We start from the raw sequence: 26,939 nt of genomic DNA on the forward strand, positions 1-26,939 counted from the left end.
GTCAGGCGGTTTCGTCGATATGTTCGACCAAGTCGCCCTCGCGCAGATTATGGCGGCGACGATCCGGCCCTGAACGCAGTTCGACCAATACTGGCTGATGGCTCACACGACGGCAAACCTTGCGCCTATCCTCGAAAGGCTCGGTGCGTTGATATTGCTGCTCAAGTGGCGTTGGCACCTGCCTCAGCGCCTGATTTTCGACATTGGGCACAGCCTGATCGGCAGCGGGCACCGGTTTGACTGCATGGATACGGCTCAAACCGCCCACCTGACGAGTGTTCGGACTCGTCGTCAATGGCGGAAGACTGGGCGTATAGCGCATGGCACCTCTCCTCGACCGCATCATACGGCCTGCAATCCTGTTATCGGCAAGACATGACCGAAACTTAGGCAGCAGCAGCGTCCAGTTTGTTCAGGAAATTCTGCAATTCCGGCGGCAACGGCGCCGTGATGCTCAGCGGCTCACCGGTAAGCGGATGGTTGAATGCAATGCTGTGGGCATGCAGGAACATGCGTTTCAGGCCCCGTTTCGCCAGTTCCTTGTTGCGCGCGAAATCGCCATATTTGTCGTCGCCTGCGATGGGGAAACCCAGATGCGAGAGGTGTACGCGGATCTGGTGGGTGCGTCCGGTCTTCAGTTGCGCCTCCAGCAAAGTGAATTCCGGCCAGCTCTGCTGCAGGGTGAAGATGGTATGCGAGGCCTGCCCGTCTTCGCGCACCATCACCCGCTTTTCGCCTTGCGGGGTGTCGAACTTGTGCAGCGGCAGTTTCACATGCTGTTTGGCGTTCTTCCACTGCCCCAGCACCAGGGCGAAGTAGCGTTTGTCGCTATTCCCCTCGCGCATGATCTCGTGCAGCCCGGTCAGCGCCGAACGCTTCTTCGCCACCAGCAGCACTCCCGAGGTCTCGCGGTCGAGCCGGTGCACCAGTTCAAGGAGTTTGGCTTGCGGCCGCGCGCTGCGCAACTGCTCGATGACCCCGAAGCTCACCCCGCTGCCGCCGTGCACCGCCGTTCCGGACGGTTTGTTGATGGCCAGCAGGGCTTCGTCCTCATAGAGAATGGGGAATTCGGTGGCCGGGACGTATTCGCTTTCCGGCTTTTCCGCTACGCGAATAGGGGGAATGCGCAGGATATCTCCCAGTTGCAGGCGGTAGGTCTGGTCCACACGCTTCTTGTTCACCCTGACCTCGCCGCGCAGGATGCGGTAGACATGGCTTTTGGGCACGCCTTTCAGGTGACGGAACAGGAAGTTGTCGATGCGCTGGCCCTCGCTGCCCTCGTCGATTTCCAGCCAGCTGACAGATTCTTTGCTTAAACCATTCATTTTGAATATACTTCGCGCCTCGCGTGTGCGCCTTCGTGAAACGGGATGTTCATTTTCCCCGTCCAACCTAAGGCAGGCAATCAAGCCGCCTACGAAGCAGCCCCGCCCGGTTATCTCACTCACCGGAGACAAGCAGTGATGGTAATTGATTTGCGCGCTCTAAGCACGAAAGCAGATAGATTTTGGTGTGCTGCCCCATTTTGATCGGCGGCATACAGCTACAGACAAGCTAAACAACGAGAAGAAGAACTTGAAACATCGTCGTCATCACAACTCACAGGCAGTTTGCACGACCCTCATTCTCGCGCGCTAAGCGGCGCGTAGCTTTGTCCTGCCCGTGTAAGAGCGCGGGAGAAAAATATGAAACGCATGTTATTCAATGCGACGCAGCCGGAAGAACTCCGCGTCGCCATTGTGGATGGTCAGAAACTCATCGACCTCGACATTGAAACCGCCGGTAAAGAGCAACGCAAGAGCAACATCTACAAAGCCGTCATCACCCGCATCGAGCCCAGCCTCGAAGCCTGCTTCGTCGAATACGGTGGTACCCGCCACGGATTCCTCCCCTTTAAAGAAGTCTCTCCGCAGTATTACAGCGCCGGCGCCGGCAATCGCCCTTCCATCAAGGAAGCGCTGAAAGAAGGCCAGGAACTGCTGGTGCAAGTGGAAAAGGACGAACGCGGCAACAAGGGCGCTGCCCTCACCACATATATAAGTCTGGCCGGCCGTTACATCGTGCTGATGCCGAACAACCCCAACGGTGGCGGTGTCTCCCGCCGTATCGAAGGCGAAGATCGCAACGAACTGCGCGACGTGCTGGCCCAGATGGAAGTGCCGCATGGCATGAGCATCATCGCCCGCACCGCGGGCATCGGCCGCAACCTCGACGAATTGCAGTGGGACCTGGACTACCTCAAACAACTGTGGGACGCCATCGAAGGCGCCGCAGAATCCGAGAAGGCGCCTTCCCTGATCTATCTGGAAAGCAGCCTGGTGGTGCGCGCCATCCGTGACTACTTCAACCCGGAGATCGGCGAGATCCTGATCGACACCGACGACATCTACCACCAGGCGCAGGCGTTCATGAGCACAGTGATGCCGGACCATGTCGACCGCATCAAGCGCTACCACGACGACGTGCCGCTGTTCTCGCGTTTCCAGATCGAACACCAGATCGAATCGGCACACGCACGCCAGGTGAACCTGCCTTCCGGCGGCGCCATCGTCATCGACCACACCGAAGCGCTGACCGCCATCGACATCAACTCCGCGCGCGCCACTCGCGGCGGCGACATCGAGACCACCGCGCTCAACACCAACCTGGAAGCGGCTGACGAGATCGCCCGCCAGTTGCGCCTGCGCGACCTGGGCGGCCTCATCGTCATCGACTTCATCGACATGGAGTCGAGCAAGAACCAGCGTGAAGTGGAGAACCGCCTGCGCGACGCCCTGCACTTCGACCGCGCCCGCATCCAGACTGCCAAGATCTCGCGTTTCGGCCTGCTGGAACTGTCGCGCCAGCGTCTGGCCCCCAGCCTGGAAGAAAGCAGCTACAGCACCTGCCCACGCTGCAACGGCATCGGCCACATCCGCGGCACCGAGTCTTCCGCACTGAACATCCTGCGCATCATCCAGGAAGAAGCGATGAAGGACAGCAGCGCCGCCATCCACGCACAAGTACCGGTGGACGTCGCCACCTTCCTGCTCAACGAGAAACGCGCCGACATCCATCGCATCGAATCGCGCTTCAAGACTGCCGTCATCCTCATCCCCAATCCGCACATGGAGACGCCGCAATACAACGTCACCCGCCTGCGCCAGGACGACATCACGGCCGACCACCTGCAAGCCAGCTATAAACTGGTGGAGAAACCGGAAGAGGTCAAGCCTGCGCTGGCCTCCACCGCACAGGAGATCAAGGCACAACGTCCGCAAGCGGCCGTGCGCGGCATCACCCCGGCACAACCCGCGCCCAAGCATGAAGTGAAGACAGAGAAGAAAACCTCGCTGCTCGGCAGCCTGGTCGGCTGGCTCAAGTCTCTCGGCGGTGAAAGCGAACCCGCAAAACCTGCCGCACCGGCCAAAAGCGGCCGCGGCAACCAGCGCCGCGAACGCGGCGAGCGGAGTGAACGGGGAGAGCGTGGCGAGCGTGGCGAAGGCGGCAAGCAACGCCGCGACCGCAACGAAGGCGGCAAGCAACAGCGCCGCGACCGCAACGAAGCTCCGCGCACCGACAACAAGGAGCAGAAAGAACAGCCGGAAAACCGCGGCGAGCGCCAACAGCAGCAACCGCGCCAGCCGCGTCCATCCAGTGTGGACAAGCCAGCGCTGGAGGCACCGAAGCCCGTGGTGGCAGGCGAAGAAGGCAACGGCAATCGTGAAGGCCGCAAGCGCGGTCGCCGCGGTGGCCGTCGCGAGCGCGAGCGTCGCGAACAGCAAGTGGCAGCACCGTCCGGCGAGAACGCAGTTGTTCAAACCAGCGGACAGTCCGCCGCACCTGCGACCGGAGAAATTGCCGCCGTTCCAGCGCCTGTGCAACGCACAACGCCGACCGAATACGTCGCCTATCCCGACTCGATGAAGAAGGCCAGGCCGACCGAAGTGGTCTGCTATCCGGCACAGTCTGCCCCGGCGCCAGCAACCGTCGTTGCAGCGCCTGCCGCTGCACCTGCTCCGGTTGCTGCCCCGGTCGACCTGGGCAGCAGCGGCCTGACCCTGATCGAGACCGATCCGAACAAGGCGGCAAGCATCGCACCGGCACAGGAAAATCGCAGCCAGCCCCCGCGTCGTCGCCAGCGTCCACGCGAGATCTACACCATCGAGAACAGCGAACCGCTGCAGCAGGTGGAGACGCATTCGCCGAACTGACCTGTTTGTCGGATAATGAAAGCGCACGGCATGCCGTGCGCTTTTTTACTTTGGGGAACGCACATCATGCTTCGCATCCTGTTGATGCTTGCCGCCTTGACCTGGTTGTCCCCTGCACAGGCACTGCCCGGCCCGGATCCCAACCGCGACTGGCATAGCGCAGACAGCGCGCATTTCCGCATCAATTACGCCACCCCCCAGCGCGCCCAGGCAGAGCGCATCGCCGACATTGCCGAGCATGTCTATTCCCGCCTGAGCAAGGAGATGCAATGGGAGCCGGACGGCAAGATCGAGATCATCGTTCTCGACGAGTTCGACATCGCCAACGGCTACTCCACCCCGCTGCCCTTCAACGAGAGCGCGATCTTCCTCACCCCGCCCAACGACGGCGAATTGCTGGACAACAGCATCTGGCTGCAGATGCTGCTCACCCACGAACTGACCCATGTCTTCCACCTCGACAAGGTGCGCGCGGCACCGCATGTGCTGCGCCACATCTTCGGCCGTTTTCCGCTGCTGTTCCCCAACCTGTGGGAACCGACCTGGGCCATCGAAGGCATCGCCACCTACAACGAGAGCACACCCGAACTCGGCCAGGGACGCCTGCGCGGTCCCATGTTCGAGGCATGGATGCGCATCGAACATGCACACGGTTTCAGGTCGCTGGCGGAGATGAATGCCGACGGCCGTGCGCTGCCAACTTCCAAACAGTATCTGTACGGGGCCTACTTCTATGATTTCCTGGCACGCAAATACGGACCGGAGGCCATCTACAAATACATCGACAATTACAGCGGAAACATCGTGCCGCGTGTATATACCAATCCGGTCGCTGCGACCGGCAAGCACATGGACGAACTGTGGGATGAGTTCATCGCCGACCTGACCGAACAGATGAGCCATCGCGAGGCGCAACTCGAAGCCACGCCGCGCGTCGATGGCGACGTCATCTTGCCGGCGAAGTTCGAGATCGATTCGCTGGCACCGGTGCCCGATGGCGTCCTGGCCGTGGTGAACGACGGCCGCCTCCAGCCCCGGCTGGTCCATATCGATGCACAAGGCAAGCTGCGCAAGCTCGCCAAAGTGAATTCCGGCACACATATCGAGGCGCGCTCCGACGGCATGGTGCTGCTCGCCCAGCCCGATATCTGCCGCAACTACAACTACTACTACGACCTTTATACCTGGAGCGAAACTGCGGGGATGCAACGCAGGACCAGCTGCGGACGCTACCGCCGAGCCGCATGGCTGGGCGGGCAGATCGCCGCGCTACGCACCGCCGGTGGCGTCTCGACCCTGAGCGTACTGGAGCAGCACGGGAAACAGTGGCGCGAATCGCGCTCGCTGTACCAGACTCCCGACCAGGTCGAGGCGGTGGAACTGGCTGCCAGTCCGGACGACGAACATATCGCGCTCGCCATCAAACAGGCGAACGCATGGCAAGTGCTGGAGTTCGACAGTACCGGCGGCGCACCACGTGTGCTATTCAACTACAACGCGCCGCTGCACGAACTGCGCTATTCGCGCACCGGCGATGCGCTGGAGTTCGTCGCAGTCAGGGACGGCACCTATGATCTCTGGCGCTATACGTTCGGCTCGAACGAATTGACGCGCCTGAGCCACACATACACTGCCGTGCTCCTGCACAGCGGAATAGCGCAGGACGGCTCGGTCGTACTGGGCGTGCTGGCCCCCGGGGGCACCGAGTTGCGCAGGATGCGGACGACGGCACCGCTGGCACAAGCAAAATTGGCATCGAGCCAAACGGCAGTCCTGCAAGGCGATACGCCTCCCGCAACCTACCCGCTGGGGCAAGCCGGCGACTACCACGCCTTGTATTCGATGTATCCGCGCAGCTGGCTGCCGGCAGTGATCTCCGACCGGGGCCTGACCGCATTCGGCCTGTCCACCTTCGGCAGTGATGCCATGGGCTGGCATAACTACATCGCGACCTTGATGTGGGAGACCTCCCAGCATGAAGCCATCGGCAGTATCAACTACGATTACCTCGGCGAACATTTCTTCAATGTCTCGCGCAACTTGTGGGCAAGGCAATGGACCGGCTCCGCCACCAATGCGACCACCACCGTATTCGACCGTGCCACCAGCGCGCAATGGGCTTCGATGCTGCCCTGGCTGCGGATCGAGCGGCAGTTCTATCTCGGCATCGGTGCTGCCATGCAGACCACCGACCGGGTGCAGGTCCCCGGACTCACCACCCGCGCGCAGAACGAACGCCTCGCCGCGACCTTCCTGCGCTATGACACGCGCAACAGCAACTGGTATGCAGACGGTGTCAACCGGGGCAACCTCAGCACCCTGCTCTATGAAAGCTACCGGCCGTTCAACAGCTTTTACAACGGTTATGTCACGCGCTTCGACACGCGCCAATTCCTGCCTCTCGGCGACACGGTGCTCAGCGCGAGGTGGACGGAGGCACGCGCGCACGGCATCACCGAGCAGTTCCAGCTCGGCGGTGCCATGCAATATGATCTGACCCAGGTACCCATGCTCAACCAGCGCAACCTGCCCTTGCGCGGCTATATCGGCAGCGAAGGCGCCTTGCGCGGCCAGAACGTGCGCACTCTGGGCATCGAATGGCGCACCCCGCTCGCCGACATCGACCGCCACGCGATGTCCCCGCCCATCGGCATCGACCGCCTGTCGGCCTCGGTGTTCATAGATGCGGGTAGCGTGTGGGACAACGGCAATGCGCGCTCAAGATACTATCGCGGTGCGGGCATCGAACTGCTCGGCGAGATCAAGGTGTTCTACCGCCTCCCCCTCCCGCTGCGGCTGGGTATCGCACGCGGTATCGACAATCCCGGCGGAATGCGGGCCTATCTGCAACTGGGGCAGTCGTTCTAGCTCAACCCTGCAGATGATGTTGGCGGACGTGCCGCAGCAAACCGTTCGCCGCATCTTCCACCATGTCCAGCACGTGCTCGAAACCGTCGGCGCCGCCGAAATAGGGGTCGGGTACTTCGCGTTCGCGGTAGCACTCGGCGAACTCCAGGAACAAGCCGAGATGACTTTGCGCATCGCGCGGGCGCAGACGCTGGAGGATATCGAGGTTCGCTTCGTCCATCGCCAGCACATAGTCGAAACGCTTGAAATCTCCCGCCTCGACCTGGCGCCCGCGCAGATCGCTCATGTCGTAACCGCGCTGCTTTGCGGCACGTTGCGTGCGCACATCCGGGGCTTCGCCGATGTGGTAATCGTGCGTGCCTGCCGAATCGATGTGGATGCGTTCGGCCAGCCCTGCCTGTGCGACGTAATGCCGGAACACTGCTTCCGCCGTGGGCGACCGGCAGATATTGCCCATGCAACAAAACAGGATCCTTACTTTGCCATTGTTTTCCATAGCACCCCAGATACAGTGATCGATCTTTTCAATTCCAGCGAGAAACGCACAGCCGGATCGGATGGCCCTACTCACGCACCTCTTGCAGCTTGCCGCTTTCAAGTGCAGTGGTGATGGCCTCGCGCAAGGCCTCCGCCTTGGCCGGCTTGTACAGGATTGGCAGGTCGGCATCCCTGGCGAGCATATAAGTCTCCTTGCTGATGTCGCCGGTAAACAGCAAGGCCGGGAGCCGCTCCCCCCAGCGCCTGCGTATCACGGCGATCGCCTCGACGCCGTTGATGGATCTGCTCAAGCCGAAATCCGAGATGACCATCTCGACAGCATCGTCCATGGCTTCGAGCTGCTCGAGCATGGTTGCGGCCGAGTCGGCGACCACCACCCTGCACCCCCACGATTGCAGCAGATCGCTGATCCCCACGCGGATGTTGCCCTCGTTCTCGATGAAGGCGATCAAGCGACCGGCCAATTCCGGCGCCTCGGGTGCGACCCCTGTAACAGCTTGTTCCACAACCTCCCCCGGATTCGCCAGCGGCAGGGTGACTATGAATGCAGAGCCCTTGCCCAGTTGCGAAGTCAACGTGACGCTATGCCCGAGCAAACGGGCTGCGCGATCGACGATGGACAATCCCAGCCCCAACCCCTGCTGCCGGTCGCGTTCCGAATTGTCGACCTGATAGAACTCATCGAAGATCTTGGGAAACTGATCTTCGGCGATACCGATGCCGGTATCGTGCACTTCGATGGAGAGCATGCCATAGCGGTGGCGGCACCCGACAAGAATGCGGCCGGAATGCGTGTAGCGTATCGCATTGGAAATCAGGTTACGCAGGATCTGTTCCGCCAGGATGATGTCGCTTTCGACAATCGATGAGCACGGTGCGAATCTCAGCCGGAGGCCCTTGTTCGAGGCGAGCGGACAGAACTCCTCCTCCAGCTCGTCAAATAGTTTCTGGATGGGAAACGGCCTGATCTTCGGCTTGATCGCGTGGCCATCCAGCCTTGAAATGTCGAGCAAGCCATCCAGCAGACTGCTCAGGGAGGAGGTGGACAACAGCGCATGCGCCAGCACGCCCCTCCCCTTGGGGGAAAGCTGCTGCTCGAGTTCCAGCTGTTCCAGGAAAAGGATCAATGCCGCCAGGGGCTGGCGGAGATCATGGCTGGCCGCCGCAAGGAAGCGGGATTTCGACTTGCTTGCCGCTTCCAGCAACTCATGCTGACGCGACAGTTCGGTCACCAGGAATTCGTTATGGAAGCGCAGGCGCAGCACTTCGGTAAAGATGAGGTTCTTCTTGTTCCCGAGCGCGATGGTGATCGGGATGAGCAGGAGCAACATCACGCCAAGCACGGTATGCAGCTGGTTGCCGACGGTAAACAGGAAAATGGCCGGCGGCGTTAGACTGGCGATGGTGAACACACGCGGCGGCTGGGCCAGAGAGAACCCTTCGGATGCCGAAGCTGCGGCCACCACGCCTGACACCGTCAACACGAAAAGCTGGTACTTGACCGGCAGATGGGCCAGCATTGCCGTGTTGGCCAGCCCCCAGCAAACGCCGGCCGATCCCCCGGTCAGCGCCTGACTGTTGCTCCATTGGGTTGAGGTCCTGCGTTCCGGTGCGCGGTGATACTGCCAGATCAGGTAGGCGCGGTACAGCGTGATCAGGAAAAGCACTGCCAGCGCCGGCGCCCATATCCAGTTGGGCGTTTCCTCATGCACAACAACAACCAGCAACGCAAAGACCGCAAAACCGGACAGGTTGAGATAATTCGCATCATTGAAATACGCCTTGACCTGCTCGGCTTCGATCGCTTTATGCTCGTTTGGCGTGATCATTCGGTTGAGCCTGATGCTTGATGATGTGATGGAAACATTGTTCTGCGCCTTTTATCCTTGACGGGGAACATGCGCGCCAAGGTCGCCACTCGGGACTGTACCTGTAATCCCCTCGGCAATCCACTCGGAAACTGCGGAAATGGTGGCAGCCGGGTTGGCACCAAGCGCCCCGGGCATGAGCGAACCGTCCGCAACATACAGTCCCTGGTAGCCGAAAACCTGGCCGCGGTCGCTCCCCGCGCTGACCACCCCATGTTCCGCATCGTGCGCCATGGCGCAACCGCCCAGAGGATGGACCGTGATGTTGTTCCGCAACGGCCACTTCCAGGTCGGCAGCGGCGTAAAGAAAGCGGCGCCGACGAACGACTTGAACTTCCTGCCGCAATCGACGATGGCTCGGTATAGCGGCATGCTGGTTGCCTGCGGCCACTGGATATCCAGATGGCCATCCTTCAACGACAGCACGCCGTCGCCCTTGTCCAGTCCCATGCACAGAAGCACGCTGCTGCGATATGACAGGTCGCCCCGGAGCATCTCATGGAAAAGATCGGCGACCTGTCCGCTCCATTTTCCGCCAAACAGCATTTGCCTGATGCGCCGCCACAGCCACTTGATCGCGCGCCAGATCTTTCTCGCCACTCCCAACGGGCTCAGCATGGGCTGCATGCCTTCGATGAACCAGGCCAGGAAGACCGGATAACTGGCGTCTTCCAGAATGAAGGCCCGCTCCGGATCGTGCGCCTTGAGCAGGTTGAAATCCGTGTACTGGGTGATCACCGGCCCGTAATTGGGATCGGCGATCCTCTCCCCCACGGCGGCGAAGGAAACGAAATCGCCATTGCCGGAGAAACGCCGCCCCAGTTGCCGGCTGATACGCGGCAACGAGCCATGCACATCGCGGCAGCGCAGCAGCAACTCGTTCGTTCCCAATGTTCCGGCAGAGACCACGACACGCTGTGTGTCGACCCAGGCAGCACCTTGATCGAGATGACGGTAATGCACCCGGTAGCCGAACCGGCCATCTGCAGCGGCATCCTCGCCGCCAAGCTCGTTCAGCGGAACGATCTTCTCCACCAGGGACTCGGTCTGGATGCGCGCCCCGTGCACATGCTCGGCGACATGCAGATAATTCAGATCCACGGTGTTCTTCGAGTGCGTGTTGCAGCCCACGTCGCATTCGCCGCAATAGGTGCAAGAGGTCTGCGTCGCGCCGTAGCGGTTCTTTTCCTGCAGGCCGATGGCTGCTGGTGCAGCGTGCGGATCTTTATAGTTGTAGTCGTTGCCGAAGAACACGCAAATGTCGGCAAGCCTCGATTCGCGCCCCTGCTCGCGGGCGAAATCCCGGAACAAGCCGGTGCGGCTGACGTGACGGCGCTTGTCGTTTTCCCAGGGCGGAATGGGGCGCGCACCGAGAACGGTTCTGGCAACGTCGTAATAGGGCTGCAGGAATTCCCGATCCACTCCGGCAGGCCAATTGGCGGCGAACACCTCGTCGGGCGGTTCCAGGAACACGTTGGCATAGATCAGCGATCCGCCGCCCAGCCCGGCGCAGACCACGGCATCCATCCTGGAGTAGTTGCGGATGTCATACATGCCGCGCAGCCCCTTGCCGCGCATATGCCTGGGGCGGCGCACCTTGTCGGATGGGTCGCTCCAGAAATTGTCGGCCATCTGATGCGGAGAGCGCGGGAAAGCACCCATCGGATAGCGCTTGCCGCGTTCCAGCAGCAGCACGCCTGTGCCCCACTTCTGCGCCAGGCGACAGCAACTGATGGCGCCGCCGAAACCGCTGCCGATGACGACAGCTTCAAGCTTTTCAGTAAATTCTCCGCCATTACCGCCAGGACTATTTTGTTCCATTACCCCCCCTGATGACGCACTCACGAATCCGGCTACCACTGATCCAGACGGTCTCCCCAACTGGTGACATCGCGCAAAGTGAAACCGTAGGAATCGCCGGTTGAACCTGCATGCACTCCGCCTTGCACGATCAGGGCACGTCCGATGCTGCGGCGGCGATAACCCTTGTTTTCGAATTTCCGCACGATGCGGTTGCGCCATGCACCCAGATTCACATAAGTGTAATTGCGCCGTTGTTGCGGAGTGCTGTAATGCAGGTCGATTTCCATCGCAGAATGAGTATGGCCCTCGGCATGCAGGCGGAACCCAAAAGACCGGTAATCGGCACGAAATGCCGGAAGCCTGGAGTAAGAAGTCTTTCCTTCCCTGCCCGAGGCCCATGCCATCAGCCACATCAAACCTGTATCCAGCAAGGCCCAGTGCAGGCGTCTGCAACATGCGATGACAGGCAAGATAAATTTGAATAGCAGCGGAGCTGTCAATGTGGTTTCCGGATAAGCCAGCCACGCCTGCAGGCTGTTGCGATACTGATCAATCACCGTCTGAAAAAGCAGCCTGTTGTCTTCGTCGCGACGATCCAGTTTCCTGGCCTCTCCCAACAAGCGCATGACTGCCAGCGCAGACGGGCGGTACAGATCCATCTCGCGCAGCACGTTCTGGATGTGCTCGATCCCGTCATTCACGGAACGATGTACCGCAAAAGGGTTGACGTCCCGCTTGATGGCCTGAGTGGTATTCCAGATAAAGGCGGAAAGCAGCCCGCTGGCTATCGTATCGCCGAAACAAGGATCGCTGAACGGGCGATACTGCTCCTGCTGCCACAGGAGCGGCTGCCAGCCATGGCGGAACTTCCAGCGTCTTGTCGAGCGCGAATTGGTACTGTCGCGCCATTGGCCGTGCGTAGCGAAGAGGCGCAAAGCCGGGTCGGCAAAATAGAACGGCAACAGCGGCCAGATGTCGCCCGCATCGCTACCCATCTGCTCAGCCACCCATTTGCGGTAGCCGTCACTCAAATCGTCCGCGGAAAACCCGAGGCATTGCCGGTAATACATCTCGCGCGCCTCGGGCAAAACCTGCAACTCCTTGTCATGGTTCCCGACGATGGGAATGACTGTCACGCGCGTGCGCCCCAACCGCTCAGCCATCTTCCCAAGATAGTGGAAGAACCCGGATGAACGCGAATGTATCGCCGGATCGAGAGCGTGCCGCACAACGATCTTTCGCATGATGGACAGCACGATCTTCCTGAAACGCTCATGTTTGCGTTGCCAGGGATATACACCAGCTGCAGCCCAACGCCCGGACCGCAACAGATCGACGACATCCCCGTTGAGTATCAACAACACCTCGCCATCCCCGGCGAGTGTACTTGCCAACTGGTTGCCCAGTTCGTCGAAGAACCCTTCCCAGTCCGCCTCGTCCGCCGTCTGGTTGCCGACGGTGCAATCGGTGCAATGGATGTCGCTGATCAATACGGCGATACGCTGCCGCTTACCCCCGCCGCCAGGCCAGAAGACAATTCCGGGAGGCGGCTGGACATCAGCCATGGCTGTGCTCGCGCAGGAAAGAGATCATCGCAGGGAAGATGTCTTCATGCACATTCTTGCCCATGAACACATCCTGATGCCCGTAGCCGGGAAAGACATGCAACCGGTGGCGTCCGGGAACGATCTGTTCCAGACGCTCATGGCAGAGGATGTTGGAATCGGTGAAGACGCGGTTCTCCTGTCCCTGGGTCAGCAGGATGGGCGTCGTCATTTCCGCAGCATGCCGGAAATAATCGTCGGGAAGTGCCGCATAGCGCGGATCGTCCGCATCGTATTTGACGACAGTGTTGTCGTTCTTCACCATCTTCAACACATGGCGGTAGTAATTCACCGCCGTCCCGCCAAACAGGTCGCCCAGGCGTTCGTGCGTTTCGGGGGCCAGATTGACATGATTGAACAGCGAAGGATGGCCGTCCCCCCACATGAAACTCAGCATATGGCATTCGGGAGAATCGCACTCCTTGTGCGCCAAGTCGGCACCCAGCGCCAGCAACTTGCCTGCCGACCAGCCCCGCTCCCGCCGCCACGACGGATTCATGTATTCGATGCCGAGCAGATGGTCGCAAGCCCAGGGGCCGACGGCGAGTTTCATCCTTGCCCAAGGGGACACGTTCGGCGTCAGCGCCACGCAATTGAGAACGGCGCTGCTGATGCCCTGTATCGTTCTTCCGAACAGGCTCATTGCCATCGTCAGCGCCCCGACGCAATGCGCCACGATATGGATACGCCTGTCGCCGCCGATGTGCCGGCGCAATTCGGCGATGGCCGCCGGATGATCGAACAGCGCGATGTCGTCGAAGGTGTAGCGATGGCGTGCGAGGTTGTAGGGAAAACGGCAGCTGCCGCGGAAGTCGAGCGTCCACACATCGCCGTAACCCTGGTCGAGCAGGGTCTGCACCAGGTTCTTGTGCTCCGGCATGATGAACATGTCGGACGAGGTCGTCAGCCCGTGGACGATCAACACCACATCGCCGCAGTCGGCGCGCCTGAACCGGGTGAGCTGCAACGTCAGGCCATCATCGGTGCTGAACGGATGCACCGAGACCTCGGCGCCGCTTACGCCTTCATTGGTGAAGCGCGGATACTTGCGTTTGGGTTGATTGCTCGCCGGCGGCAGCGCTGGACCGTAGACATCCCACAGCTTGCCGGCAAAATATTTGCCGAATTGCGCAAGCCCTGCCAGGCTGCTGCTGCCGTCGGCTGCGGTGGCGCGCAACTGCCCCAGCACCTGGATGAAATCCTGCAGTCCGAGGCCGATGATGCCGGTCATCCATATCTCGGTTTGTGCCGCCTTGTCCGGATCGATATGACCGCGATAGATGTTGACGTAGAGCGTCGTCGTGTCGCGCCACAGATCGAATGGCGCATCGTGCTGCACCTGCTTCACGCCGATAAAGGTGATCGGCTGCTGTTGCGGTGTCGTGGCGTACAGCTGGTAATACATCACCTTGCGGTCGAGGTCTGCCGTATCCGGCAGCAGCCGGAACACGCCGGACTGCACCGGGCAGATCCCGCCAAGCAGGGAACAATCTATCTTGCCGCCGAGCGTGCCCGCATGCGCCGGGTCGGTCAGAAAGAGTTCCAGGTCCGGGATGAGCACTGAAACATCGATAGCCAGTGCATTCCCGGCCTTCTCGCCGTCGGCATGGCCATCGGCGAACGTGGTCGCCGCCGCGCTGGCATAGCCGTGCATCAATTCCGAAAACTCGATCCTTGTGCTGCCACCCTCATTCGTCATGTTATTTTTTTAACTCCGACGGAATCATTGATGCACTAACAACCGTGAACTGGTACTCCCAGACTAAAGCCTATCACATTACTTGAATTCCCCTGATTACAGAGGGGAGAGGAACACGCTCTCGCGCAATTTCTTCAACTGGTCGCGCAGTTGCGCGGCCTTCTCGAACTCCAGGTTCTTGGCAGCCTGCAGCATCTCCTTCTCCAGCTTGGCGATCTCCCTCGATACTTCCTTCTCGCTCATCGCCAGATACTTGGCCTCGGTCTGTGCCAGCTTCAGCGATTTGCGCTCGGCATCCATGTCGTACTCGGTGTCGATGATGTCCTTGATGCGTTTGACCACGGATTGCGGCGTGATGCCGTGCGCTTCGTTGTAGGCCACCTGCTTGGCGCGGCGGCGGTCGGTCTCGTCGATGGCCTTGCGCATCGAGTCGGTGATGCGGTCGGCATACAGGATGGCCGTGCCGTGCAGGTGGCGCGCGGCGCGGCCTATGGTCTGGATCAGCGAGCGCTCTGAACGCAGGAAGCCCTCCTTGTCCGCATCCAGGATCGCGACAAGCGACACCTCGGGAATATCCAGCCCCTCGCGCAACAGGTTGATGCCCACCAGCACGTCGAACATGCCGAGGCGCAGGTCGCGGATGATCTCCACACGCTCCACCGTCTCGATGTCCGAGTGCAGGTAGCGCACCTTGATGCCGTGCTCGGAGAAATATTCGGTGAGGTCTTCGGCCATGCGCTTGGTCAGCGTGGTGACCAGCACGCGTTCGCCCACGTTGGTACGCAAGGTCACTTCCGACATCAGGTCGTCCACCTGGTTGGTGGCCGGACGCACGTCGATGGTCGGGTCGATCAGTCCGGTCGGGCGCACCACCTGCTCCACCACCTGCCCGGTATGTTCGGCTTCGTAGGTGGAAGGCGTGGCCGAGACGAAGATGGTTTGGCGCATGATCTTCTCGAACTCGTCGAAGCGCAGCGGACGGTTGTCCAGTGCGGACGGCAGGCGGAAGCCGTAATTGACCAGATTTTCTTTTCTCGCGCGGTCGCCCTTGTACATGCCGCCGATCTGCGGGATCGTGACGTGGCTCTCGTCGATGATCATCAGCGCGTTCGGCGGCAGGTAATCCATCAGCGTTGGCGGCGCTTCGTTCGGACCGCGCCCGGAAAGGTGGCGCGAATAGTTCTCGATGCCCTTGGTGAAACCGATCTCGGCCAGCATCTCCAGGTCGTGGCGCGTGCGCTGCTCGATGCGCTGCGCCTCCACCAGCTTGTTCTCCTTCACGAAGAAGGCGATGCGCTCGGCCAGCTCCACCTTGATGGTCTCGATGGCGTGCAGGGTCGTCTCGCGCGGCGTCACGTAATGGCTGGAGGGATACACGGTGTAGCGCGGCACGCGCGTCTGGATGTGGCCGGTGAGCGGGTCGAACAGCGACAGCGATTCCACCTCGTCGTCGAACAGCGTCACGCGCAATGCGTTCTCGCTGCTTTCCGCCGGGAAGATGTCGATCACGTCGCCGCGCACGCGGAAGTGGCCGCGGTTGAAATCGATGTCGTTGCGCTCGTACTGCATCGCCACCAGGCGCTGGATCACATCGCGCTGCGCCATCTTCTCGTGCTCGCGCAGGTGCAGGATCATGCCGTGGTAATCCACCGGGTCGCCGATACCGTAGATGGCCGAGACGGTGGCGACGATCACGCAGTCCTGCCGCTCCAGCATCGATTTGGTGGCCGACAGGCGCATCTGCTCGATCTGCTCGTTGATGCTGGAATCCTTTTCGATATACACATCGCGCGACGGCACATAGGCCTCGGGCTGGTAATAGTCGTAATAGGAAACAAAATATTCGACCGCGTTCTCGGGAAAGAAATCGCGCATCTCGGAATACAGTTGCGCCGCCAGTGTCTTGTTCGGCGCCATCAGGATGGCCGGCCGCCCGGTGCGCGCGATCACGTTGGCCATGGTGAAGGTCTTGCCGGAACCGGTCACGCCCAGCAGCGTCTGGTACGCCAGGCCGTCCTCGATGCCTTCCACCAGCTGTGCGATGGCTGTGGGCTGGTCGCCGCTCGGCTCGAATGGCAGGTGCAGCAGGTAGGGGCTGTCGGGGAAGGTGATGGTTTTCATGCTGGGTTCCTCGGAATCGGGCATTTTAATGGCAAACGGAAAATACTGTTCGCTGCTCTTATCCCTGATCCTGTATTGTCTATTTGTGATCTATAGATTACACTGCGATCCATGATCACGGTACTGCGCTACGTCGACGAATCCGGCCATGAAGTCGTGACCGAGTGGCTATCATCGCTCAACGACAGACAGGCGCGGGTGCGCATCGAAGCGCGTTTCTTCCGCCTCGCCACCGGCAACTTCGGCGACTGCAAGCCGCTACGCGAAAGCGTATGGGAACTGCGCATAGACTGGGGCGCAGGCTATCGCGTGTATTACGCCAAGATCGGCGAGGCCATCGTCCTGCTGTTGTGCGGTGGCGACAAACGCAAGCAGGATGCAGATATAGACCGGGCGATCCAGTACCTGGCCGATTTCAAACGGAGGACGAAATGAATAAACTCAATAAAGCCAGCATCAGCAACCACGATGCGATGTTGCGCGAACTGCGCGCCGATCCGGAATACGCCGCCGAATTCGTGAAGGTCGCGCTGGAAGAAATGGAAGACCCGGATACCTGCGCCGCCGCCCTGCTGGCGCTGCGCACCGTCGCGGAAGCCTACGGCATGGCGAAAGTGGCGGAAGAAGCCGGTATCCAGCGCGAGAGCCTGTACCGTTCCCTCTCGCCCAGCGGCAACCCGACGCTGAGAACATTGATGGCCGTCATGAAAGCGGTTGGACTGCGCATTTCGGCGGTGCCGGATAAGGCGCATGCTTGAAATTTGATGTAGACACTATATTCGATGCCGACCACAAACTACTGCGGCTCATGGGTACCATCGCGGAATGGATGCTGCATGCGCATGCCCGAAAAAAAGACCCCTAACAGCGGCATGCAGCCGACACGCTTGAAGCCGCGCGCGGCCAATGCCGGACGTTAGGGTTTGGGGAATGGAGAGGCTATTCACGGTGGCACTTGAAGCAATGGATGCAGCGTTCCAAGACTATGCAGCCGCATTGCCTAAGCCGGAACGCGTGCGTCAGGGAGATGGATGGAACTATCGCTTCAAGACACAAGATGTCTATCACGCGGTCGTCTTAAAGCTCGCCTTGGTGCAGAGCGCACTTCGTGCCGCGCTAATCCTCAACAGCAGTGGCTACGTGATGGAGCAAGGGATGCTTCAGCGCGTCATAGACGAAGCAAACGAGGACATCCTGTTCCTCGTCTACGCAATCACGAACGACACCATCACCGAACTGCACTTAAGATACTTAGCGGCCTTTTGGGCGGAGGAGTTCGGCGACTTCGACAATCCGACCGACTCTCACCAAAGTCGGGACATGGTTAAGCGCGAAAAGATTCGTGCTTACCTTGCTCGAATTGAAGGAAAAAATCCAGACCCGAGCACCGCTGTCAAAGTGACGAAGGTAGTTAGTAAAGTGTATTCTGGTTTTGTGCACGGCGCGTCACCGCACATTATGGAGATCTATGGCGGTGATCCACCACACTTCCACACTCGCGGTGTACTGCCGAGAATTCCCGAGTACCAACGCGACCTTGCTAATTACATCTATCGTGGGCTCCTATCGCACATCTTCGCGGCAAAGCTGTTTGGATCCCAGACTCATGTGGATACGCTGATGAAATTCAAACAGACAATGGAACAAGCAATGGGGAGCGACTTTGCCACTAAACCCTAACAAGCGGTTTCAGCCGACGCCTTACTCGCGGCGCTCGTTCGGCGTGGCTGAACCTGTGCAAATCAATGGGGCCGGGTTTGCAATAGTCTTTCAGTTAGCATCCTACCTTCGGAAAGAAATTGAACATGAAAAATCTTCACGTACTGCCAGACAATCTGCCCGTTCCCCAGGATGACGGTGCATGTGCCCATCTGCAAGGCATGCAGATGCCTTCCCTGTCTCTGCCAAGCACTGCCGACCGCACAGTCGACCTCGGATCGGAAAGCGGAATCGTTGTCGCGTATTTCTATCCCATGACCGGCAGGCCGGACGCGCCGCCAATGATCGGCTGGAACGAGATTCCGGGGGCGCGAGGATGCACTCCGCAAACCTGTGCTTTCCGCGATCATCATGCCGAATTGCGCGGCTTGGGAGCCACGGTGTATGGCGTAAGTGCGCAATCATCGGAAGACCAGAAGGAAGCGATGCAGCGCCTGCACCTGCCGTTCGAGTTGTTGAGCGATGGCGCTTTTGAATTGACGAGCGCCTTGCGTCTGCCGACTTTCGAATACAACGCGTTACGCCTGATCAAACGACTTACGCTCATCCTCGAAGATGGAAAGATAGTCAAAGTGTTCTATCCGGTGTTCCCGCCGAACGAGAATGCGGACAATGTCATGGCCTGGCTGCGGGCGAACAGGGCCTGACCGCAGAGGGACATTTTCGCAAATCTGCCTCCCCTGCATGCAAGCAGGAACGGGCATCTTCAGGACATATCGTCCAGCGACAAGGAAAGACGACGACCTTCGGCATAGATGCTTGCAGATCGCCGCTGGATGCGAATTGCGGGCAGGGCGTCTGTTGTGAATACAGCCAGCGCGGACGACAGCGTCAGCTCAATGCAGCGCGAGTATCCAGTCCACCAGTTGCTTTGCCTCGGCCTCGGACACGGCCGGGCGCTTCCACCCGGCCGGCGGCATCGGGATGTAACCCCAGTGACCCACGCCGCCTTTCTTGATCATGTGCACCAGGTTCGCTTCGGCATCGGCCTTGCCACTGTATTTCTGCGCGATCGTCCTGAACCCGGTTGCCCTGCCGATCTTGTTATCCACCGAGTGGCAGATGAGGCACTGCTTCTCCTCGGCCAGTTTCTGGGGATCGGCATGGGCGACCGAAACCATTACCAGGAATGAGAGGACTGAGATGGAAATCGAAATCTTGGTCATGATCTTCCTTTGCTGGAGTTTATGTTCACCGAGTCTGGAGGCATTCTAGCCAAGAATTGAACGAGGCAGCTTCGCATTTGGTTCTGTTGCTCCCCAAACAGGAGTAGCCGCGCACTATTTATCTTTCCATAATCCAATTACACAAAGTCTGTGAGCTTCCGTCATTCCGGCGAAGGCCGGAATCCAGTCAAAAAAACAAACTCCCGCAACCGGGGCAAAAGCATGTTGAATAAACTCGCTGGATTCCGGCCTTCGCAGGAATAACGAGGCAAAAGGTTTCGTATGTTGTCTCCAATTATGGAAACTTCAATAGCTCACCGCTTCGCCGCAGCCTTGTACACCATGTTGCGCTCACGCTTGCCCACGGCGACGACCACGATCACCAGCACTTTGTCGCGGACTTCGTACACAAGCCGGTAGCCTGCGTCGCGCTGCTTGATCTTGTAGCGGTCTTTCTGCCCGGAAAGGCGGGCGGCGGGGATGCGGGGATTGTGCAGTCGTTCTGCAAGTTTCTTCTTGAACAGTTCGCGTATCGAACCATCGAGCTTTTTCCATTCCGCCAATGCATCGGGGTGGAAGCTCAGTTCATAACTCATCCAGCTTCACCTTGACCAGACGTTTTCCATCTTTCAGGCGAGCATCGGCCAGTGCATTGAGTTCGGCATCTTCCAGCTTATCCATCAGCGCTTCGTAGGCCTTGGCCGGAACGCAGTAGAAGGTAGGTTCGTTGCGGTTAAGGATGGCGACAGGGAAACCGTCGCCAGCGGCGACTGTCGCCATCGGGTTCTTTTTCAGTTCGGAGATGCTGGCCGTGGTGGATGCCAGAATTGCATGTGCCATGATTGCCTCGTGAAGCTATTAACAGCGCCGACAATAGCACTCTTAACAGGTCTTGACAACGGTTCGTGCCGCTACAGCCACGCCGCCCCGCGTACTCCGCTTGAGTCGCCGAACCGGTGCTGCGCCAGCCTGGTATCCACCCGATCCGAGAACACCCAGTTGCCCCACATCCTGGGCACATTCGCATACAACCTTTCGATGTTGGACATGCCGCCGCCCAGCACGATGACGTCCGGGTCGAGGATGTTGATGATGTGTGCGAGGGAACGCGCGAGGCGGTTCTCGTAAGTCTGCAGGCTGTGCTCGCAGGCGGCATCGCCCTGCTCTGCCCGCGTCACGATCTCTTCGGCGCACAGTGCTACGCCTGTCTCGTGATGATGCAACTTCGCCATGCCCGTCCCGGACAGGAAGGTTTCGATGCAGCCTTGTTTGCCGCAATAGCATGGCGGGCCAGGGAGTTCGTTCGGCTGCGGCCAGGGCAGCGGGTTGTGCCCCCATTCGCCGGCGATACCATTGGGGCCGGTAAGCACTTGGCCGTTAACGACGATGCCTGCACCGACGCCGGTACCGAGGATGACGCCGAACACGACTTCAGCGCCTGCCGCTGCGCCGTCCGTCGCTTCGGACAGCGCAAAGCAGTTGGCGTCGTTGCTGATCTGCACCTTGCGCTGCAGCAGCGCTTCGAGGTCTTGCAGGATGGGCTGACCGTTGAGCGCGACCGAGTTGGAGTTCTTCAGGCGCCCGGTGGCACGCGACAGCGCGCCGGGTGTGCCGATGCCGAGCGAGCCCTGCTGCCCCAGTTCCGCTTCGGTGTCGCGCACCAGTTGGGCGATGGCCTGCAGGGTCTCGTAGTAATCGCCCTTGGGCGTGGGCACGCGGCGGCGCAGCAGTTCGCGGCCGGCATCGTCGAGCGCGATGATCTCTATCTTGGTGCCGCCGAGGTCGATGCCTAGTCTCATGATTTGGGAAAAGTGGAAAAGTCCTGCCAGTCGCGCATTGTACGGACAAAGATTGAATTGCCAACTCGCCCGCTTCACGGCAGGATGCCGGCCATGAATATGTCTTGCCCGCCGCTTAATAAGGCCTTTACCCGCAGCCGGGGGAGTTGCCTTGCTTGAGCTAACTGCCCTGCATGCGCTGCTGCTCGATTCGCTCGAAGAGCAGATCGCCGTGATCGACCGCGAAGGCGTCATCGTTTACGTCAATCGTGCCTGGACGAACTTCGGTCTGGAAAACGGGCTGGCTTCCGCTTCGTCCGGCACGGGCAACAACTATCTGGCGGTGTGCAATATCTCCGGCTCCAGCGGCGACAGTCTTGCCGGCGAGGCCGCCGCAGGCATCCGCGACGTACTGGCCGGCAAGCGGGTTTCTTTCCACTTCGAATATCCTTGCCACAGCCCTGCGGAGAAACGCTGGTTCATGATGCGCGCTGCGCCGCTGCAAGGCGATGCAGGAAATCTTTTTGTGATCTCCCACCACAATATCACCCAGCGCAAGCTGGCCGAGGAGCGAATCGAATTCCTCTCCCTGCATGACCCGCTCACCGGGTTGGCCAACCGGCGCCATTTCAACCAGTTCCTGAACAACGCATGGCGGCGCAGCAGTCGCAGCCGCTCGCTGCTCAGTTTTGTGATGTTCGATCTCGACCACTTCAAGGATTACAACGATGAGCTGGGGCATCTTGCCGGGGATGAATGTCTGATCAAAGTAGGCCAGGTCCTTCGGGCGGCGGCGGGTCGGCCCGGCGACCTTGCTGTCCGGTATGGCGGCGAGGAGTTCGGTCTGCTGCTGGAAGGCACGTGTCTGGAGGATGCCGCAAAGATAGCGGATGCGATCAGGCAAAATGTCCATGAGCTCGATATGCGTTATCGCAAAACCCGACTGATAACTGTCAGTGCCGGCGTGGCCTCTGTCATCCCCGAAGGCGAACAGTCGGAGATCTTCCTGATTCGGGAAGCGGATAAAGCGCTGTATCGTGCAAAACAACAGGGGCGAAACCGGGTAGTCTGCGCAGGAACATCCTGATTCGGGAAACGCCTTCGATTCCTATTTTCCCACCTGCAACCAGAACGTCACCGGGCCGTCGTTGATCAGGCCCACTTTCATGTCTGCACCGAACACGCCTGTCGCCACCGCCGGATGGGACTGGCGCGCTTCGTTCACGAAATGCTCGAACAGCGCCTTACCCTGCTCCGGCGGCGCAGCGGAAGAGAAACTGGGGCGCGTGCCTTTGTGGGTGTCGGCGGCCAGCGTGAATTGCGGTACCAGCAACAGTTCGCCGCCGATGTCGACGAGCGACAGGTTCATCTTGCCTTCGGCATCCGGGAATACGCGGTAAGTGAGGATGCGTTCGAGCAGGCGCTTCGCAGTTGCCTCGTCGTCATTCTTCTCGACGCCGACCAGCACCAGCAGGCCGCGCCCGATCTGCCCGACGATGTTGCCGTCCACTGCCACGCTTGCTTCGCTGACGCGTTGTATGAGTCCGATCATGTTGTACAGCTAGTACCAAGGTTGGCGATTATCTCAGCTTGGATTGTCGACCGAGAACATGCTCCACGGATAGGTGATCCACAGCTGGCTCTGGGAACCTTCGCGCCCGCGAGCCAGGTCGAAGCGGATGATCACGCCGGACAGCACTATCCGCGCACCGACGCCGTAGCTCTCGCGTCCGTTCTTGAACAACTGGCTGGATTGGTCGGCCACCATGCCGCGCTCCCAGAAGGCAGCCAGCTGGATGCCGGTGCGTATACCCTTGGCCACGAGGATGTTGAACGGCGTGCGTTCATCGGTCAGGTTCCAGCGGTACTCGACGCCGTAGGAGAGCGACTGCCCGGCATAGAAACGGCCGTTGTCGTATGAGCGCAGGCGCTGCGTTCCGCCCAGCGGCGAGGCGGTGCCATACAGGTTGTCTGCCAGTTTGTTCGCCAGCAGTTTGGACTCGGCAGACAGACAGGCATCCCGATTCGGCCCGACCGGATACTGGGTGCAGTTCAGCCCATAGTGCTGTTGCAGCGTGGCGTAATCGGTGGTGCCCTGGTGGGTGACGTGGGCGCGGGAATAGAACAGGTTGAAGACCAGCGTATCCCACTTGCGCATCGGCGCATATCCGGTGAGGTTGTAGTCGTTGACGAAATACTCGCTTTCGTCGGCATTGCGCCGGTGCGGCAGGCGGCTGCTGAACTCGAAACGCACACCGTCGCGCGGATCGAGCCGGTCATCGGTCAGGTCGAGCGAGCCGCCGATGCTGTAGAAGTTGCCTGTCTTCCAGCTGGTATCGACGCCGGCGAAGGCCTGGTTGTTCTGGTCCAGCACTTCGATCAGGTGGTTCTTGCCGCTCAATATGCGCGCGTACGCCTCGTAGCGGCGTTCATCGAAGGTCAGCGTCATCTGCCCCAGCAGATAGCTCCCTTCCACCTTGGGGCGGATCAGATCGGCCGGGTTGGAATCGATGCCGCGGTTGTAGGCCGTGGTCGCAACGCGGTAGTCGTTGTAGCCCATGTCGAAGATCAGGCGCTTGGGCAGCACATGGTAATCGAGCAAGGCCGCGCCAGTCGCCTTGATGTCGCCGCGCACGTAGTAGCCGGTGAAATCGGTATCGCTGCCGCCCATGTTCAGCACGCTGGCGCCGACTCCCGTCGCTCTGCCCATGCCGGGTATCTCGCCCACGATCGGATAGAGGTAGTAGCCGAAATCCCGCCCGAACTGGTCCCTGCGCCGCTCGACCACCTCGGCAGAACACGCGCTGCCGACCGTCATCAGCAGCATCGCACAGCACAGGAACAACCTGACTTCGAGATTCATGAACCAGCCTTTTCGAGAATCTGTCATGCACCCGAACGATTCTATGCTGCCATATGGGTAATGACAATTTGAGGAGATGCCAACTTTACGCTGTCATAGTGTGGCGCCAGCCTGATGCATCAAATTTGCATCGTTCGATGAATATATTTGAAAAATTCATGAACAAACTCAGGCAGTCATCTGTCTTCAATTAGCCTCAACTGAATTCATGGAGGAAATCATGCCCAGAGCCATTTGGAACAACCAGATCATTGCCGAAGCACCAGCTAACGAGATCCATCGCGTGGAAGGAAACATCTACTTCCCGCCCGCTGCGGTGAAGCGCGAATACTTGCATCCCAGCGAATCGCATACCCATTGTGTATGGAAGGGTGAAGCAAGCTATTACAATGTCGAGGTTGACGGAATGGTGAATGAGGATGCAGCATGGTACTACCCTGATCCATCAACAGCCGCTGCCCGCATAAAAAACTACATCGCCTTCTGGCATGGAGTCCAGGTGGAGGAATGACGTGGCAATAAACGATGCCGCATTGATCGAACGTTTCCGAAAGGTCCGCGCGCGATCGGAATCGCTGTGCGCACCGCTGCAGATCGAGGACTACTGCATCCAGGCCATGCCCGACGTGAGCCCACCCAAGTGGCATCTGGCGCATGTCACCTGGTTCTTCGAGACGTTCATCCTTGTGCCGTATGTGAAACGGTACCGCAGGTTACGCGAGGAATATGCGCATCTGTTCAATTCCTACTACGAGACGGCGGGCACTTTCTTCCCGCGCCCGCAGCGCGGCATGCTGTCGCGTCCCACGGTGGACGAGGTCTACCGCTATCGCAGCCATGTCGACGACGCACTGCTGGAATTGCTGGCACATCCGCCTGACGAACATGCCGCCGATATCCGCGAACGCGTACGACTGGGTATCGAGCACGAGATCCAGCATCAGGAGTTGCTGCTGATGGATACCCGCTACAACTTCTCCATCAACCCTCTGCAACCTGTCTATCGCAACATCGAAGTTCCCATCACCGCAGCACCCGCACAGGCGATGGGCTGGCAGGAATTTGCCGGCGGGGTCGTCGAGATCGGCCATGGCGGCAATGCATTCGCATATGACAATGAGCGTCCCAGACATCGCACGCTGTTGCAGGCTTTCCGACTGGGCACGCGACTGGTCACCAATGCGGAATATCTGGCCTTCATCGATGACGGCGGCTATGGCCGCGTCGACCTATGGCTGTCCGACGCCTGGCGCACCGTCGACGAACAGCACTGGCAGGCGCCGCTATACTGGTTCAAGGAAGGCCGCGACTGGAAACATTTCGACCTGACCGGCGCGCATGCCTTGCGCCCGGACGAACCGGTGTCACACCTGAGTTATTACGAGGCGGATGCCTATGCACGCTGGGCAGGCAAGCGTCTGCCGACTGAAGCGGAATGGGAACATGCCGCAAGCACCCACGCCACCAACGGCAACTTCCTCGACAACGGCCTCTATGTACCGCAGCCCGCGCAACAGACAGGATTGACCCAGATGTTCGGCGACCTGTGGGAATGGACGCAGAGCGCCTACCTGCCCTATCCCGGCTTCAAGCCGCTGCCCGGAACACTGGGCGAATACAACGGCAAATTCATGAGCAACCAGATGGTGCTGCGCGGCGGCTGTTGTGCCACCGCGCAGGATCATATGCGCGCCAGCTACCGCAACTTTTTCCGGGCGGCAGATCGCTGGATGTTTTCCGGCCTGCGCCTGGCGGAGGACATGCCATGAGAAACGCATCGCCCACCCCTGCGCGCAATCCCGAGGAGGACGATTTCCTCTCCAGCGTACGCGAAGGCTTGCGCCAACGCCCCAAGTCCATCGCGCCGAAATATTTCTACGACGCGCACGGCTCGCATCTGTTCGACCTGATCTGTACCACGCCGGAGTATTACCCGACGCGCACCGAGACCGGCATCCTCGATCGCCACGGCGCCGAGATGGCTGCGATGCTGGGAGCATCCTGCGTACTGATCGAGCTGGGCAGCGGCAGCGCGATCAAGACACCGTTGATACTGCGGCACCTGTCCGACAATGCCGTGTATGTGCCCGTCGACATCTGCGAGCCGCACCTGCGGCAAAGCACGCAACGCCTGCAAGCGATGTTCCCGGCACTGAGCATGCAACCGCTGCGTGCCGACTACCATCGGCTCCCCGCTTATGCGATCAAGCACCATGCCAGACAAAGACAGGTGGTGTACTTCCCCGGCTCCACCATCGGCAACTGCACACCGCAAGAAGCTGTACAACTGTTAAAGAGTATTGCCGACCTGGTCGGCCCCGGCGGTGGATTGCTGATCGGCGTGGATGCAAAGAAGCCGATCGAGATGCTGAACGCGGCATACAACGATGCTGCGGGCCATACTGCCGCATTCAATCTCAACCTGCTGACACGCATGCAGAACGAACTCGGCGCGCAACTCGATGCGACACAGTTCGCCCACCATGCGTATTACAACGAAACGCATGGCCGTATCGAGATGCATCTGGTCAGCCGGTGCAGACAAACGATACGGCTGGGTACGGAGTCTTTCCCGTTCGCCGAAGGCGAGACCATCCACACCGAGAACTCGTACAAATATACCGCGCATGAATTCAGGCAACTGGCCCGCATGGCAGGCTGGCACCTGAAATCGACATGGCATGATGAAGATGGATTATTCAACGTGCATTACCTGAGCCTGTCCTCCGCCGAACCACTGAAACTGACGCGATGAGCGA

At 59.8% G+C, this 26,939-nt stretch carries 24 protein-coding genes; 10 read left to right on the forward strand and 14 right to left on the reverse strand.

Annotated elements, in window-relative coordinates; all coding sequences use genetic code 11:
- Nucleotide 1: 1 nt before the first annotated feature.
- Both SLIT_RS08775 and SLIT_RS08780 read right to left on the reverse strand, forming a co-directional pair.
- Nucleotides 2–322 (reverse strand): hypothetical protein, encoded by a 321-nt coding sequence (locus SLIT_RS08775; protein WP_013029885.1) that lies wholly within the window; start codon nt 320–322, stop codon nt 2–4.
- Nucleotides 323–386: 64 nt separating this feature from the next.
- A complete protein-coding gene (locus SLIT_RS08780; RefSeq protein WP_013029886.1) occupies nt 387–1,325 on the reverse strand; it encodes an RluA family pseudouridine synthase in 939 nt (312 codons plus the stop codon).
- A 360-nt stretch (nt 1,326–1,685) separates the two neighbouring features.
- Between SLIT_RS08780 and SLIT_RS08785 the strand changes: the two genes are divergently transcribed.
- Nucleotides 1,686–4,193 (forward strand): Rne/Rng family ribonuclease, encoded by a 2,508-nt coding sequence (locus tag SLIT_RS08785; protein WP_013029887.1) that lies wholly within the window; start codon nt 1,686–1,688, stop codon nt 4,191–4,193.
- Between the two features lie 66 nt (nt 4,194–4,259).
- Nucleotides 4,260–7,061: a hypothetical protein gene (locus SLIT_RS08790; protein WP_013029888.1), complete on the forward strand. Its 2,802-nt coding sequence runs from the start codon at nt 4,260–4,262 to the stop codon at nt 7,059–7,061.
- Between the two features lies 1 nt (nt 7,062).
- Here the strand turns inward: SLIT_RS08790 and SLIT_RS08795 are convergent, their stop codons facing one another.
- The 6 genes from SLIT_RS08795 to uvrB all read right to left on the reverse strand — a co-directional run bounded on the left by SLIT_RS08795 (nt 7,063) and on the right by uvrB (nt 16,654).
- On the reverse strand, nt 7,063–7,557 hold the full coding sequence (locus tag SLIT_RS08795) for a low molecular weight protein-tyrosine-phosphatase (RefSeq protein WP_013029889.1): 495 nt from the start codon (nt 7,555–7,557) through the stop codon (nt 7,063–7,065).
- A gap of 67 nt (nt 7,558–7,624) precedes the next feature.
- Nucleotides 7,625–9,388, reverse strand: a complete 1,764-nt coding sequence (locus SLIT_RS15230; RefSeq protein ID WP_013029890.1) for an ATP-binding response regulator — start codon at nt 9,386–9,388, stop codon at nt 7,625–7,627.
- Between the two features lie 51 nt (nt 9,389–9,439).
- Complete coding sequence (locus SLIT_RS08805) at nt 9,440–11,248, reverse strand: GMC oxidoreductase (RefSeq protein WP_013029891.1); 1,809 nt, start codon at nt 11,246–11,248, stop codon at nt 9,440–9,442.
- A 32-nt stretch (nt 11,249–11,280) separates the two neighbouring features.
- A complete protein-coding gene (locus SLIT_RS08810) occupies nt 11,281–12,795 on the reverse strand; it encodes a metallophosphoesterase (protein ID WP_013029892.1) in 1,515 nt (504 codons plus the stop codon).
- Nucleotides 12,788–14,533 carry an alpha/beta fold hydrolase gene (locus SLIT_RS08815; RefSeq protein WP_013029893.1) on the reverse strand — a complete coding sequence of 582 codons (1,746 nt, stop codon included), beginning with the start codon at nt 14,531–14,533 and terminating at the stop codon, nt 12,788–12,790. The genes SLIT_RS08810 and SLIT_RS08815 overlap by 8 nt, the downstream gene beginning before the upstream one ends.
- Before the next feature lie 96 nt (nt 14,534–14,629).
- Complete coding sequence (gene uvrB / locus SLIT_RS08820) at nt 14,630–16,654, reverse strand: excinuclease ABC subunit UvrB (protein ID WP_013029894.1); 2,025 nt, start codon at nt 16,652–16,654, stop codon at nt 14,630–14,632.
- 111 nt (nt 16,655–16,765) lie between these two features.
- On the opposite strand from uvrB, the gene SLIT_RS08825 reads away from it, so the two are divergent.
- From SLIT_RS08825 to SLIT_RS08840, 4 genes are all read left to right on the forward strand, one after another.
- Nucleotides 16,766–17,089 carry a type II toxin-antitoxin system RelE/ParE family toxin gene (locus SLIT_RS08825; RefSeq protein ID WP_013029895.1) on the forward strand — a complete coding sequence of 108 codons (324 nt, stop codon included), beginning with the start codon at nt 16,766–16,768 and terminating at the stop codon, nt 17,087–17,089.
- Nucleotides 17,086–17,412, forward strand: a complete 327-nt coding sequence (locus tag SLIT_RS08830) for an addiction module antidote protein (protein WP_013029896.1) — start codon at nt 17,086–17,088, stop codon at nt 17,410–17,412. Before SLIT_RS08825 ends, SLIT_RS08830 begins: the two co-directional genes overlap by 4 nt.
- Before the next feature lie 190 nt (nt 17,413–17,602).
- A complete protein-coding gene (locus tag SLIT_RS08835) occupies nt 17,603–18,334 on the forward strand; it encodes a hypothetical protein (RefSeq protein WP_150102983.1) in 732 nt (243 codons plus the stop codon).
- A gap of 125 nt (nt 18,335–18,459) precedes the next feature.
- The gene (locus tag SLIT_RS08840; protein WP_013029898.1) at nt 18,460–19,020 is read left to right on the forward strand and encodes a peroxiredoxin; all 561 of its coding nucleotides are present in this window, start codon (nt 18,460–18,462) and stop codon (nt 19,018–19,020) included.
- A gap of 189 nt (nt 19,021–19,209) precedes the next feature.
- Here the strand turns inward: SLIT_RS08840 and SLIT_RS08845 are convergent, their stop codons facing one another.
- The 4 genes from SLIT_RS08845 to SLIT_RS08860 form a co-directional block, all read right to left on the reverse strand.
- Nucleotides 19,210–19,539: a c-type cytochrome gene (locus SLIT_RS08845; protein ID WP_013029899.1), complete on the reverse strand. Its 330-nt coding sequence runs from the start codon at nt 19,537–19,539 to the stop codon at nt 19,210–19,212.
- 314 nt (nt 19,540–19,853) lie between these two features.
- The gene (locus SLIT_RS08850) at nt 19,854–20,135 is read right to left on the reverse strand and encodes a type II toxin-antitoxin system RelE family toxin (protein ID WP_013029900.1); all 282 of its coding nucleotides are present in this window, start codon (nt 20,133–20,135) and stop codon (nt 19,854–19,856) included.
- Complete coding sequence (locus tag SLIT_RS08855; RefSeq protein WP_013029901.1) at nt 20,125–20,379, reverse strand: type II toxin-antitoxin system Phd/YefM family antitoxin; 255 nt, start codon at nt 20,377–20,379, stop codon at nt 20,125–20,127. The genes SLIT_RS08850 and SLIT_RS08855 overlap by 11 nt, the downstream gene beginning before the upstream one ends.
- A 71-nt stretch (nt 20,380–20,450) precedes the next feature.
- Nucleotides 20,451–21,338 (reverse strand): ROK family protein, encoded by an 888-nt coding sequence (locus tag SLIT_RS08860; RefSeq protein ID WP_013029902.1) that lies wholly within the window; start codon nt 21,336–21,338, stop codon nt 20,451–20,453.
- 151 nt (nt 21,339–21,489) lie between these two features.
- Between SLIT_RS08860 and SLIT_RS08865 the strand changes: the two genes are divergently transcribed.
- On the forward strand, nt 21,490–22,404 hold the full coding sequence (locus SLIT_RS08865; protein WP_013029903.1) for a sensor domain-containing diguanylate cyclase: 915 nt from the start codon (nt 21,490–21,492) through the stop codon (nt 22,402–22,404).
- 21 nt (nt 22,405–22,425) lie between these two features.
- Here SLIT_RS08865 and dtd read toward each other — a convergent pair whose 3' ends face one another.
- Together dtd and SLIT_RS15235 are read right to left on the reverse strand one after the other, a co-directional pair.
- Nucleotides 22,426–22,869: a D-aminoacyl-tRNA deacylase gene (gene dtd, locus SLIT_RS08870; RefSeq protein ID WP_013029904.1), complete on the reverse strand. Its 444-nt coding sequence runs from the start codon at nt 22,867–22,869 to the stop codon at nt 22,426–22,428.
- Nucleotides 22,870–22,902: 33 nt separating this feature from the next.
- On the reverse strand, nt 22,903–24,180 hold the full coding sequence (locus SLIT_RS15235; RefSeq protein ID WP_013029905.1) for a BamA/TamA family outer membrane protein: 1,278 nt from the start codon (nt 24,178–24,180) through the stop codon (nt 22,903–22,905).
- 220 nt (nt 24,181–24,400) lie between these two features.
- Here SLIT_RS15235 and SLIT_RS08880 point away from each other — a divergent pair, with 220 nt between their 5' ends.
- The 3 genes from SLIT_RS08880 to egtD are packed head-to-tail and all read left to right on the forward strand — an operon-like array spanning nt 24,401 to nt 26,935.
- Nucleotides 24,401–24,691 carry a DUF427 domain-containing protein gene (locus SLIT_RS08880; protein WP_013029906.1) on the forward strand — a complete coding sequence of 97 codons (291 nt, stop codon included), beginning with the start codon at nt 24,401–24,403 and terminating at the stop codon, nt 24,689–24,691.
- A gap of 1 nt (nt 24,692) precedes the next feature.
- Nucleotides 24,693–25,949, forward strand: coding sequence for an ergothioneine biosynthesis protein EgtB (gene egtB / locus SLIT_RS08885; protein WP_013029907.1), 1,257 nt, complete (start codon nt 24,693–24,695; stop codon nt 25,947–25,949).
- Nucleotides 25,946–26,935, forward strand: a complete 990-nt coding sequence (gene egtD / locus SLIT_RS08890) for an L-histidine N(alpha)-methyltransferase (protein ID WP_013029908.1) — start codon at nt 25,946–25,948, stop codon at nt 26,933–26,935. Before egtB ends, egtD begins: the two co-directional genes overlap by 4 nt.
- Nucleotides 26,936–26,939 lie beyond the last annotated feature (4 nt).

This window comes from Sideroxydans lithotrophicus ES-1, from assembly GCF_000025705.1.
Lineage (GTDB): Bacteria > Pseudomonadota > Gammaproteobacteria > Burkholderiales > Gallionellaceae > Sideroxyarcus > Sideroxyarcus lithotrophicus.

Coding starts and splice junctions, on each gene's coding strand:
- SLIT_RS08775 (WP_013029885.1), bottom strand. CDS start 322: ATGCGCTATACGCCCAGTCTTCCGCCATTGACGACGAGTCCGAACACT.
- SLIT_RS08780 (WP_013029886.1), bottom strand. CDS start 1,325: ATGAATGGTTTAAGCAAAGAATCTGTCAGCTGGCTGGAAATCGACGAG.
- SLIT_RS08785 (WP_013029887.1), top strand. CDS start 1,686: ATGAAACGCATGTTATTCAATGCGACGCAGCCGGAAGAACTCCGCGTC.
- SLIT_RS08790 (WP_013029888.1), top strand. CDS start 4,260: ATGCTTCGCATCCTGTTGATGCTTGCCGCCTTGACCTGGTTGTCCCCT.
- SLIT_RS08795 (WP_013029889.1), bottom strand. CDS start 7,557: ATGGAAAACAATGGCAAAGTAAGGATCCTGTTTTGTTGCATGGGCAAT.
- SLIT_RS15230 (WP_013029890.1), bottom strand. CDS start 9,388: ATGATCACGCCAAACGAGCATAAAGCGATCGAAGCCGAGCAGGTCAAG.
- SLIT_RS08805 (WP_013029891.1), bottom strand. CDS start 11,248: ATGGAACAAAATAGTCCTGGCGGTAATGGCGGAGAATTTACTGAAAAG.
- SLIT_RS08810 (WP_013029892.1), bottom strand. CDS start 12,795: ATGGCTGATGTCCAGCCGCCTCCCGGAATTGTCTTCTGGCCTGGCGGC.
- SLIT_RS08815 (WP_013029893.1), bottom strand. CDS start 14,533: ATGACGAATGAGGGTGGCAGCACAAGGATCGAGTTTTCGGAATTGATG.
- uvrB (WP_013029894.1), bottom strand. CDS start 16,654: ATGAAAACCATCACCTTCCCCGACAGCCCCTACCTGCTGCACCTGCCA.
- SLIT_RS08825 (WP_013029895.1), top strand. CDS start 16,766: ATGATCACGGTACTGCGCTACGTCGACGAATCCGGCCATGAAGTCGTG.
- SLIT_RS08830 (WP_013029896.1), top strand. CDS start 17,086: ATGAATAAACTCAATAAAGCCAGCATCAGCAACCACGATGCGATGTTG.
- SLIT_RS08840 (WP_013029898.1), top strand. CDS start 18,460: ATGAAAAATCTTCACGTACTGCCAGACAATCTGCCCGTTCCCCAGGAT.
- SLIT_RS08845 (WP_013029899.1), bottom strand. CDS start 19,539: ATGACCAAGATTTCGATTTCCATCTCAGTCCTCTCATTCCTGGTAATG.
- SLIT_RS08850 (WP_013029900.1), bottom strand. CDS start 20,135: ATGAGTTATGAACTGAGCTTCCACCCCGATGCATTGGCGGAATGGAAA.
- SLIT_RS08855 (WP_013029901.1), bottom strand. CDS start 20,379: ATGGCACATGCAATTCTGGCATCCACCACGGCCAGCATCTCCGAACTG.
- SLIT_RS08860 (WP_013029902.1), bottom strand. CDS start 21,338: ATGAGACTAGGCATCGACCTCGGCGGCACCAAGATAGAGATCATCGCG.
- dtd (WP_013029904.1), bottom strand. CDS start 22,869: ATGATCGGACTCATACAACGCGTCAGCGAAGCAAGCGTGGCAGTGGAC.
- SLIT_RS15235 (WP_013029905.1), bottom strand. CDS start 24,180: ATGAATCTCGAAGTCAGGTTGTTCCTGTGCTGTGCGATGCTGCTGATG.
- SLIT_RS08880 (WP_013029906.1), top strand. CDS start 24,401: ATGCCCAGAGCCATTTGGAACAACCAGATCATTGCCGAAGCACCAGCT.
- egtD (WP_013029908.1), top strand. CDS start 25,946: ATGAGAAACGCATCGCCCACCCCTGCGCGCAATCCCGAGGAGGACGAT.